At 41.4% G+C, this 3023-nt stretch carries 3 protein-coding genes; all 3 read right to left on the bottom strand.

Going from position 1 to position 3023, the window contains the following annotated elements; translation table 11 throughout:
• Positions 1–1485: fimbria/pilus outer membrane usher protein (locus tag EQY_RS0120600; protein WP_001086634.1), on the bottom strand; the 1485-nt coding region annotated here is incomplete at its 3' end.
• Positions 1486–1546: 61 nt separating this feature from the next.
• Positions 1547–2290, bottom strand: a complete 744-nt coding sequence (locus tag EQY_RS0120595) for a fimbrial biogenesis chaperone (protein ID WP_158000061.1) — start codon at positions 2288–2290, stop codon at positions 1547–1549.
• Positions 2291–2307: 17 nt separating this feature from the next.
• Positions 2308–2898, bottom strand: a complete 591-nt coding sequence (locus EQY_RS0120590; RefSeq protein WP_000644765.1) for a fimbrial protein — start codon at positions 2896–2898, stop codon at positions 2308–2310.
• Between the last annotated feature and the right edge of the window lie 125 nt (positions 2899–3023).

Raw genomic sequence — 3023 nt, 5'->3', positions numbered from 1 at the left:
CTGATTAATGGTAGTTTGTACCCGACGATGGCGGTTATAGTTGTTACGGTATGAAAACGCGTCGTCCTCATCATACTCTTTATTATTTTGTGCTTCGCTAAAGGTATAGAAATTCTCTGTGGAATAACGGTAGCCAGCAAGCGTGATATTCGTTTCAGTGCTGGAGAAATTTTTCGAGTAAAGCAATCGGTAAGATTGTCCTTGTTGTGAACTGTCATCAACCGTCTGGCTATATGAACGAGTAATGTCTGCTGAAAGCGAGCCAAAGTGTTGTAAATCGATACCTGCGCCTAATGCGCCAGAACGATAATCACTGGCAAAAATTGTGCCACCATAGAGGGTAATGCCTGCAGGTAAACCGTAAATCAGCGTTGCCTGAGCAAAGCCGGGTTTATCATGGGAGTTATCAGATGAGCGATATTCTCCGCCAGATAAACTATAAGACATGGCTCCTTCTCGTCGCATGACAGGAATTGAAGCTGATGCCTGAATATATTTTTGTTCGCTACCATCAGATTCTTTCACCATGACTTCCATATCCCCACCAGAAGAAACAGGAGAGACATCATGTAATTCGAAAGGACCTGGGGATACCGTACTTTGGTAAATAATATAATTATTTTGTCGAATCGTCACTTGCGCATTGCTTTTGGCAACGCCGCGAATAACGGGGGCAAAACCTCTCATGCTGTAAGGAAGCATATTTTCATTACTTTCCAGTTTTACCCCACGAAACTGGAAACTATCGAAAACGGCTGAATCTGTCCAGGTATCGCCAAGAATGAGTTTGCTGGTTAACGCAGGGATATTTCGCCAGATATAGGTATCAATATTTTGCCAGGTGCCATCGTTGTAATTAATGTTATTTCTTAAACGCCAGGGACCAAGATTAATACCATTATTCAGATTAAGGTATGAACTATTATCTGAACGACCATCTTGCCAATTATGTGAGCCGCTAAAATAGTAATTTGTAAACAACGCAGGCAATCCATTATCCCATAAAACCGGATCAATATACCCGTTTGCGGCATTGTTCATCGCCAGTTGTGGAACTGACAGATACAGGCGCAGCGAACTCTGCTCAAAGCGCACTGATGAAAAGGGAATATAATTTTCTAAATTCGTCACGATATCGTCATCTGCCAGCGTGGCAAATGACGCGGAGGGGCTATTGGCAACCCCCATAGCGATATACTCTTTTTTGCTTAACACAGGTAAGAGTTTGTTCGCTTTATCATCAACGACAAAATCAATATCTTTACGTGTAATGCGTTGATTATTCATAAAAACATCGACCCGATATTTACCGGGCACCAGGCCATCATTTTTGTCAAAATTTTTAATGGCTTCCAGTTCGCTTTCTGAAGCCCCTGACTCTAAAAGTTTGTAATTAAACACCTCGCGGGCGTAACTGTTTTGTAACAGTGTCAATGGCACTATTGTTACAACAACATGCAAACAAAATAGATGTAAGGAGTTCATGTTATTATTACTTTCCTTGTACGAGATAATTCCTGTCGTTTTCCTGAACAATCTATTGCGCTTATAACCGGGTCTTTATGGTACTTGTCGTACCGCCGTAATCATTTATTGCTGACCATTCAACACTATTGTTTTCAGAAGAGGATGCGGTCAGAGTATATGTTTGCTCGCCAAATGGATTGAGCATCATTTTCACAACGCCGTTTCCTTTATACGATACGGGCTTACCATTCACTGCCAGAGTGCGGAAGGTGACAAAGTAAGGTGTTGGGTTTTTGGCGATTAGCCTGTTGCCTTGTATCCGGAAAGCGATTTTGCTATAGGCGGTATTGGCATCATCAGCAAGCCCCTGCGGACGATAAAAAACTTTGAGCTGGCTCTGAACGGCAAATTGCAGTTGATTCGGCACCTGTGAAGACTCTTCTGACATCCCAGGAATGGATTTTACATTTAGCCAAAAAATGGATTCACGATCCTCCGGTAATTTTTGCGTACCGGTATAGATTAAGCGGAAAAGCGTGTTTTTCTGAGCTTCCAGTTTAACTAACGGCGGAGTGAGTACAAATGGCGTTTTCTTATTTGCATCATTGGCAAAGTCACTCATCCAGGCCTGAACAAGGTATGAACGCTCTTTATCTTGATTCGTCACTTCTACAGGGATTTCCCGCGCCGTGGACGGGTAAATAATTCTTGTTCCCCGAATAACCACTCCCCCGTAAGCAATGTTGGCAAATAATACAATCAGTAATAAAGAGTATTTTTCATGCATTTTTACTTTAGTAATTAAGGGGTGTAGTAATTTCACCCCTTTGAAATATATCATTAATAGTAAGCGATACGATAATCCGCAGTCGCGTTACCCTGACCTTCAGTAATTGTATCTGCTGTTCTGACATAAACCGCTTTATAATTAAAGCTATGCTTGCCATCACCATTGGTTGGGCTAATGGATGAAAGTGTTACCGCAGAGCTTTCTGCATCGGTACGATCAGTAGCAAAATTAATCGGTGAAGAAGCACCTTCACGATAAATACGAATCCCTACGCCTGTTGCTTTATCTGCACCGGTGTCAATTGCCAGGGCTGTATTATCGGTGGCATCGGTGGTATTACCGCTAAATTCAAGGTTGATGCTACCTAATTGTGTCGTACAACCGGTAAGATTAATATTAAAATCTGTTGCAGAGTTTGCTGCTTCATTACCTACAGCAGCGCCAAAATCAGCAACGTCCACTGTCTGAAGCGTTACGGTCTGGTCATTCTGTCCCTTGCCTGTACCTTGCTCTAAGTCACAAGTTGATGCAGTAATTAGCCCATTGAAATGAACTTTACCGGCGGGAGTGTCCGCATAACTTAAAGCCGATATACCCATCAGGAGAACAGATAACGATGGAATGAGAATTTTTGCTTTCACTTAAGTTCCTTTTATATTGATGAATGGAATAATATTATATTTTTAATATATTAAACAGGCGGGATTATATACGCAAATAAATATTTATAAACATTTTTTTTGCGGGAATTATCAAAGTAATTCTA

It is taken from the genome of Escherichia sp. TW14182, assembly GCF_000208525.1.
Lineage (GTDB): Bacteria > Pseudomonadota > Gammaproteobacteria > Enterobacterales > Enterobacteriaceae > Escherichia > Escherichia ruysiae.
The sequence above is the reverse complement of the archived record's forward strand: the minus strand, read 5'-3'. Positions and strand labels throughout refer to the sequence as shown.